Source organism: Rahnella woolbedingensis (genome assembly GCF_003602095.1).
GTDB lineage: Bacteria > Pseudomonadota > Gammaproteobacteria > Enterobacterales > Enterobacteriaceae > Rahnella > Rahnella woolbedingensis.
This window is the reverse complement of the sequence record NZ_RAHH01000015.1, coordinates 137,320-143,972: the sequence shown is the minus strand read 5'-3', so window position 1 is coordinate 143,972 and position 6,653 is coordinate 137,320. Positions and strand designations below refer to the sequence as shown.

The following is a 6,653-nucleotide window of genomic DNA, read 5'->3' as shown; positions in this document are numbered from 1 at the left end:
GCCTGAATAAGAACAGGCTAACCGGAGTACGACATTTTAACTTTGCTAGAACACGACATTATCGCTTTGCGCTGACAAACTTGGTGCGTGTAATCATGATTATGTTAAATTGAATGCATCGATCAACGAGCTCATTATTTATACCCCATCCCACCAATTGCATAATGACTCATTCAGTATTGATTCTGTCGTATTGGCTGGCACAATGACCATCTTATAACTACCCTGAATAATCCGTACAGGATTGTATAAATCCGGAATAAATCACTAACAATCAAAGGCCCCCCTATGAGCGAAGTAAAAATTGTTGCCACACTGACCCCTTTGCCCGAATTCATCGACACTATTAGAGATGCTGCATTGGCAATGGTTTCTCCAACTCATCGTGAAGCAGGATGCTTGCAATATGATCTGCATGAAAGTCATGCTGTACCCGATGTGCGTAACCTCGAAAATAAAGGTAAAGTGTCATTCGTCTTTATTGAACGCTGGAAGTCTGAAGAAGATTTGAAACAACACGTGGCAATGTCCTACCACGATGATTTTCTCGATATCTTGAGCGGTAAACTGGAAAACCTGAACGTTCAGCGTCTGACCGAGCTGTAATACGTCACGCATCGCGGGAGGGAATCATTTCTTTTCCTCCTCCTCTGATTAACATCCCCTGTACAAAAATCCGACGAGTGATGACACAGCAGCAATGTCAGGACACGCTGAGCAAACGCTATCAGGCCGGGTAAAGGTGAGGTTATTGATAAAGAAATGCGGGCTCCCTGCCCGCATTCCTGATAAAGATTTTACTGCGCTTTGCTTACCCGCCAGACCACGTTACCCGCATCGTCAGCAATCAGAACGCCACCCTGCTTATCCATTGCCAGCCCGACAGGTAGACCGCGAACCTGTTTCTGATCGTCAGTCAGGAAACCCGTCACGACCGGTAGCGGAAGTCCCACCGGTTTACCGTTTTCGAATTTCACCCACATCACCTGATAACCGTTCAGCGGTTTACGGTTCCAGCTTCCGTGTTCGCTGACGAAAGCGCCGTCGCGATATTGCGGCATATTATCACCGGTATAGAACAGCAGTCCGAGCGGAGCAACGTGGGAACTGATGGCATAGTCTGGTTTGATCGCTTTCTCCACCAGATCCGGACGCGGCGGCTTGACCCGTTCGTCAACGTGCTGGCCGTAATAGCTGTAGGGCCAGCCGTAGAAACCGTGTTCCTGCACCGACGTCATGTAATCCGGCACCAGATCAGAACCAATTTCATCACGCTCATTCACTACCGCCCAGAGTTTTCCACTCTGCGGTTCCCATTGCAGGCCGGTCGGATTGCGCAATCCGCTGGCATAAATACGGCTGGCTCCGGTCGCGGCATCGACTTCCAGTACGGCTGCGCGCCGGTCTTCTGCTCCGATGCCATTCTCAGTGATATTACTGTTAGAACCGACACCGACATACAGTTTGCTGCCATCCGGGCTCGCCAGCAGGGATTTTGTCCAGTGATGGTTAATCGGACCGCCCGGCAATTCCGTAACTACTTCGCCCGGCGCGGTAATCTGCGTTTCGCCGGTCTGATACGGATACTTTATCAGGCTGTCCGCGCTCGCGACCCACAGCGTGTTCCCCGTCAGCTGAATACCAAAGGGTGAATTGATATTGGCGATAAACGTATGTTTTTCCCACATGCCACCGGTATTACGCAGCAACGTGATGCGGTTCCCGCCCTCGCCGCCTTTGCCTGATGACTTCTGAACCATGCCCATAATCAGCTCTTTCGGGCGGAAAATGAGTTTCTTCGCCGGGCCATTTGATTCCGCCACCAGCACATCGTTATTAGGCAGTACATACACCTGACGCGGATGTTTCAGCTCCCCGGCGATTTTCTCGATTTTCAGTCCGTCGGCGACTTTGGGCATTTCACCGCTTTTCCAGGGAATGCCTTCCGGCACTTTCATCGGTGGCATCAGAAAATTTTGCGCTTTTGGCAGTTCAGGGTTAGCCCCGGTCTGTTTTTTTGGATCAATTTGCGAACTGTCATCACAACTGCTGAGCAGCACAGCCAGTACGAAGACGGATAACACGCGTTGATAAATTTTCATCGCAACGTCCCTCCTGCGACCGGCTGGCGAAATGCCAGCTGAACATTGCCCAGCAGAAGAAGCACCACCACCAGCGTGGAAAGAATAACCCCAGCCGGAACCACCGCATAAGCATCACGGCTGTGAATAAAAGCATTGAAAATCGCCAGCACCACCGCCATGAGATTCAGCCAAAAATGCAGTTTCAGCGCGCTGTCAGAAACGGATTTCGGCCCCGTCCAGACCTGAAAAAGATTAATCAGTCGCGGAATAACAGCAATAATCAGCCCAAGTACAATCAGCCAGTTCGCTGCATCGGTCCACAGGGTGATAAAGGTTTTCATATAGAGGATGTCGAAAATCCAGGCAGCGACAAAGAACCCCAGAGGAATGGGGTTTAACAGCTCGTACAGCGCCGTTGCAACTCCACGGCGTGCCGAATTCGGATGCGTTTGCATGTCCTTCTCCTTTGACTAATCCAGAACTGTCCGCCACTGAAAATGGCGTAACAGCCAACAGGTGTACTTGTAATAGATTAGTAAAGTTGAAGAATGATGCCGAAATGAATGTCAAAAAGGAGGGGTGCGCTGCCCGTCAGGTAAACGTCATGGCCCAGGTAATCACCCCTGCCACGACGGTAGTAAAGGTCAGGGCAACGAGAAAAAGAATGTCGGTTATCTTCTCGAGCACAGGGTTACGTCGCTGTTTGCGCGTCCTTAACGTCCAGTAAGACATGATGGTGGTAGCCAGATAGAGGATTGCGTTGACCGCCAGCAGATCATCACCCAGCGTGCCTTCGCGCCGCAGCGTGGTGATCACCTGAAAAATCCCGATAACTGTGATGCATACGCCGACCATTCCGGCTGACGCGGTAAAAATGTGCACACAGATATCTTCATCTAACCGGGCATTATTTTTTGTTCTGAGCATGACCGCTTCGCCCCGCTGAAAAATAGTGTCTTTCAGCTATCAGCGTAGCCTTTCTTCGGGGCGTTGCACGGCGCGGTCAGCGGTTCACATCACGAGAAGTTCTCCAGCACAGAAAGAAACGTATGCCGGTCGCCGTGACCTTCGGTTAATCGCACCCGCCCTTCGATGTCGGCAAGATGACTGTCCATCAGTTGCTGCGCTTTGGTCAGATCTTTCTCTTTGATAGCCGCCACAATCATACGGTGATGATCTGCACCGCAATCATCTTTATGGTCTTCTTCGTACAAAGACATCACCAGTGAAAGACGCGCGACAATCTTCGCCAGCATTTCGGTCAGCACCGGATTTCCGGCGATTTCCGCCAGTACGATATGGAACTTACCGGAAAGTACGGTTTTAGACTTTTCATCGCCATGAAGATGAATATGCTCTTCCTCGTCGGCCAACTTTTCCAGTGCTTCCAGTTGTTGAGTCGTTGCGCGATCTACCACCAGTTCAAGCAGCAGAGCTTCAATTTTTCGGCGTGCTTCAAACAGGTTTCTGGCCTGTTCAATGCCAGGTTCCGCAACAAACGTGCCGCGATTTCGTTTACGTTCCAGCAGATGGTCGCTTTCCAGCACGCCCAGTGCCCCACGCACCACGGTGCGGCTGACGCCAAAGTGTTCGGCAATCGCCTCTTCAAGAATTTTTGTGCCTGGCTTTAACGCCCCTTCCCCAATGGCGGCCGCCAGCGTGGCGCGGATCCGCTCGGAAACATCGTCGTTATTATCAGCCGCGCTGGCCGTAACCGGCGCTGTCCTGGCGCTTTGCGTGCGCGTTTTCTTCATTATTTTCTCCAGGTTAATTCTCAGTCATACCTTATGTCGGGCACAGGACGTTCCGGTAATTAGGGTTTAAGTATCTCGTTAAGAATCTTTCTGCGCAAATACTGAATAAGCCAGTGACGACATTTTCACAGAATGGCTTAAAAACCCGGTGTCAGGGTAACATTATGCCTTTCTGCGCACAGATGGCGCGGATGTGGCGTGCAGAATCCTGAATAAAGTTTGTCGCTTCACGTAAACCATAAGACTGATTTTCGTAAGTCGGATAACCATATTGTGCACTTTCAAACCCCTCCCAGTCAGGAATTTCCCCAGTGGCTACCCGTTTTTCTCCTGCATCAATCATGCCGAAATAGGCTTCCAGCTCCCTCGCATTCAGATCAGGATGCCCCGCGCGCCAGATGGGATCATCAATCTGAATACACTGACGCGGATTAGGCTGACGGCGTTTGTCGTCAGTTGACTGATTGATTTCCAGTGACAAAGTAAGACCAGGGTTAGCCTTAGCGAGTATCGGCAAAATGGCCGTGAAATCGACCACGCCCTGTCCGCAGGCACGTGGCTGGAAATCCAGACCGCCGGGGGCGCGCCCCACAAAAGCATCTTTGATATGCGTCTGCCGGATAAAAGGTGCCAGACGTTGCGCCGCCATCACCGGATGCTCGCCGCGCTGCAACATATTGGCGGTATCCAGCACCGCGCCTGTACAGTCTTCCCCGACTCTTTCAATCAGGCGCAGTATCTCAAAGGAGGTGATTTCGTCGTGCGTTTCAATATTCATGTGTACGCCGTGAGCGCGCGCGACTGGCGCCAGTTTTTGCAAAACATTACCCATAGCCTGCAATTGTTCATCCCAGCTGACATCGGTACGAAAACGATCTACCGCCAGACGTCCCCGATACTCTCCTTTAAAATTTCCGGGTGAAACCCACATTTCGCAGCAACCTATCGCAGCGCTGGCTTCAATCATGCGGGTGAAGCCAGCAATAATGTCGCCCTCTCCAATCGCCCGTAATTCCGGGGCTTCTGCGCTGCAAAAAGGATTGATCTTGCCCAGACCACTTTCCAGATACAGATCTAAATCGTCTGCTTTCGCGCGGATCTCACGCAGCAACCCGGGATCCAGCGTCGGGCTCATATCTAATACTGTGCTGAAAAATATGCCTTCCAGTCCCAGTTCCTTTACATAGTCGAGGCTGCCCAGTGGCCCGCGCTTTTTTACTTCGGGCAGTTTCTGCCCGTCGATGCCTAATTTCATACAGTGCTCCGCAGTCGTTTGCTGCCAATAAGAGGGTGAAAATTCTGGCTGAGTCATTGAAGTATGAATACTGCAAATCATATGCCAGTGCAGACAGACAACTCAAAAAACTCACTAATTTCATTTAATATCATCGCTTTAATCAAACACTAAGATATTCGCAAAAATATTCGAATATTATTACGAATTAAAATATCCACATTCGCACCAAAATGGTTAATACAATGCACCACAATGGCGTAACTGCATGGCGCTCAGATATGCGAATGTCAGGGTTTATTTTTTTAATCATCTGTGTGCGAATGCAAACCTGTGAATTTAAGCGCTGTCTTTCAATGAGTTGAAGTTTTACCTGTCTGGCTCAATCCATTCTGGCACGCCGCTTGCTTTTTTCATCTTCAAGCACACGACTCAGATCCGGGAAGCCTTATGCCAGACATGCAAAACACCACTGAAAGCAAACGCCTGAAGGTTCAGGGCCTTACTCACAGCTACGGTGGAAAGAACGCCATAAGTGATGTGTCATTTTCGATTGAAGCAGGTGAAATTGTCGCGCTGCTGGGGCCGAGCGGCTGTGGTAAATCAACCGTTCTGCGGGCTATCGCAGGTCTTATTCAGCCGAAGAGCGGGAAGATCGTGCTGGGCAATCAGGATCTTGCAGATGTTTCAGCAAGAGGGCGCGGGATCGGCATGGTGTTCCAGAACTATGCGTTATTTCCGCATCTGACCGTGGCTGAAAACATCGCCTATCCGCTGGCCTGCCAGCAGATTTCCCGTGCCGCACGTAAACAGCGCGTAGAAGAAATGCTTTCGCTGGTCAGGCTAAATGATTTTGGTAACCGCCTGCCCCGTGAATTATCCGGCGGACAACAACAGCGTGTTGCCGTCGCCCGCGCCATTGCCGGTCGTCCTTCCCTTCTGCTGCTCGATGAACCTTTTGGTGCGCTGGATCGCGCATTGCGTTTCGATCTCCAGGTCGAACTGTTGCACCTGCAAAGAACGCTCGGTATCACCACGCTTATCGTCACTCACGATCAGGAGGAAGCGCAAAGTCTGGCGAACCGTCTGGTGCTGATGAATAAAGGCAATGTCGAGCAAATTGATACGCCCATGACCGTGTATGACCGTCCCAGGACGCTGTTCGTCAATACCTTTATCGGGCAGGCCAATCTTCTGCATGGCACGGTACTGCGTTTTGAGCTCGATACCACCGTGATAGGCCTGCCGGATAGCCGGCTGCTTCGCCTGCCGCGCCGTCTGAATTTCACTCCGGGTTCCCGCGTCACCATTACCTTCCGTCCGGAAGAAGTCCGTTTAACTGCGCTGCCGGGGGAAAACACCCAGCCCGCCCGCATGACCGTTTCGGTGCCGCTCGGACCTTCGCTGGTTCATGAACTGGTACTGGAGGACGGAAGCAGTCTGCGCGCGTCTGAGGTCAGAGGCCCCTCAACCTTTATCCCGGAACCCGGGGCACAACTTTTTGCAGAAATTGATACCGCAAGGTGTCATGCCTTTCCGGCTGAACCGGAATTCATCAGTGAATAAACAGAGGTGAACTTT

7 protein-coding genes are annotated in these 6,653 nt (G+C 51.1%); 2 read left to right on the top strand and 5 right to left on the bottom strand.

Annotation, left to right across the window (positions count from 1 at the left end):
* Positions 1 to 288 precede the first annotated feature (288 nt).
* Positions 289 to 606 (top strand): putative quinol monooxygenase, encoded by a 318-nt coding sequence (locus D6C13_RS14375; protein ID WP_120133406.1) that lies wholly within the window; start codon positions 289 to 291, stop codon positions 604 to 606.
* 191 nt (positions 607 to 797) lie between these two features.
* On the opposite strand, the gene D6C13_RS14370 is transcribed toward D6C13_RS14375, so the two are convergent.
* From D6C13_RS14370 to D6C13_RS14350, 5 genes are all read right to left on the bottom strand, one after another.
* Positions 798 to 2,102 carry a PQQ-dependent sugar dehydrogenase gene (locus tag D6C13_RS14370; protein WP_120133405.1) on the bottom strand — a complete coding sequence of 435 codons (1,305 nt, stop codon included), beginning with the start codon at positions 2,100 to 2,102 and terminating at the stop codon, positions 798 to 800.
* Positions 2,099 to 2,539, bottom strand: coding sequence for a DUF2231 domain-containing protein (locus D6C13_RS14365; RefSeq protein ID WP_120133404.1), 441 nt, complete (start codon positions 2,537 to 2,539; stop codon positions 2,099 to 2,101). The genes D6C13_RS14370 and D6C13_RS14365 overlap by 4 nt, the downstream gene beginning before the upstream one ends.
* 136 nt (positions 2,540 to 2,675) lie before the next feature.
* On the bottom strand, positions 2,676 to 3,011 hold the full coding sequence (locus D6C13_RS14360) for a hypothetical protein (RefSeq protein ID WP_120133403.1): 336 nt from the start codon (positions 3,009 to 3,011) through the stop codon (positions 2,676 to 2,678).
* An 89-nt stretch (positions 3,012 to 3,100) separates the two neighbouring features.
* Positions 3,101 to 3,838 (bottom strand): GntR family transcriptional regulator, encoded by a 738-nt coding sequence (locus tag D6C13_RS14355; protein ID WP_120133402.1) that lies wholly within the window; start codon positions 3,836 to 3,838, stop codon positions 3,101 to 3,103.
* A gap of 151 nt (positions 3,839 to 3,989) precedes the next feature.
* Positions 3,990 to 5,093 carry a sugar phosphate isomerase/epimerase family protein gene (locus D6C13_RS14350; protein WP_120133401.1) on the bottom strand — a complete coding sequence of 368 codons (1,104 nt, stop codon included), beginning with the start codon at positions 5,091 to 5,093 and terminating at the stop codon, positions 3,990 to 3,992.
* A 429-nt stretch (positions 5,094 to 5,522) separates the two neighbouring features.
* Between D6C13_RS14350 and D6C13_RS14345 the strand changes: the two genes are divergently transcribed.
* Complete coding sequence (locus D6C13_RS14345; RefSeq protein ID WP_120133400.1) at positions 5,523 to 6,638, top strand: ABC transporter ATP-binding protein; 1,116 nt, start codon at positions 5,523 to 5,525, stop codon at positions 6,636 to 6,638.
* The last annotated feature ends 15 nt before the right edge of the window (positions 6,639 to 6,653 follow it).

Bases quoted from the DNA above. Each gene is read 5' to 3' on its own strand.
- D6C13_RS14375 (WP_120133406.1), top strand. From the start codon at position 289: ATGAGCGAAGTAAAAATTGTTGCCACACTGACCCCTTTGCCCGAATTC.
- D6C13_RS14370 (WP_120133405.1), bottom strand. From the start codon at position 2,102: ATGAAAATTTATCAACGCGTGTTATCCGTCTTCGTACTGGCTGTGCTG.
- D6C13_RS14365 (WP_120133404.1), bottom strand. From the start codon at position 2,539: ATGCAAACGCATCCGAATTCGGCACGCCGTGGAGTTGCAACGGCGCTG.
- D6C13_RS14360 (WP_120133403.1), bottom strand. From the start codon at position 3,011: ATGCTCAGAACAAAAAATAATGCCCGGTTAGATGAAGATATCTGTGTG.
- D6C13_RS14355 (WP_120133402.1), bottom strand. From the start codon at position 3,838: ATGAAGAAAACGCGCACGCAAAGCGCCAGGACAGCGCCGGTTACGGCC.
- D6C13_RS14350 (WP_120133401.1), bottom strand. From the start codon at position 5,093: ATGAAATTAGGCATCGACGGGCAGAAACTGCCCGAAGTAAAAAAGCGC.
- D6C13_RS14345 (WP_120133400.1), top strand. From the start codon at position 5,523: ATGCCAGACATGCAAAACACCACTGAAAGCAAACGCCTGAAGGTTCAG.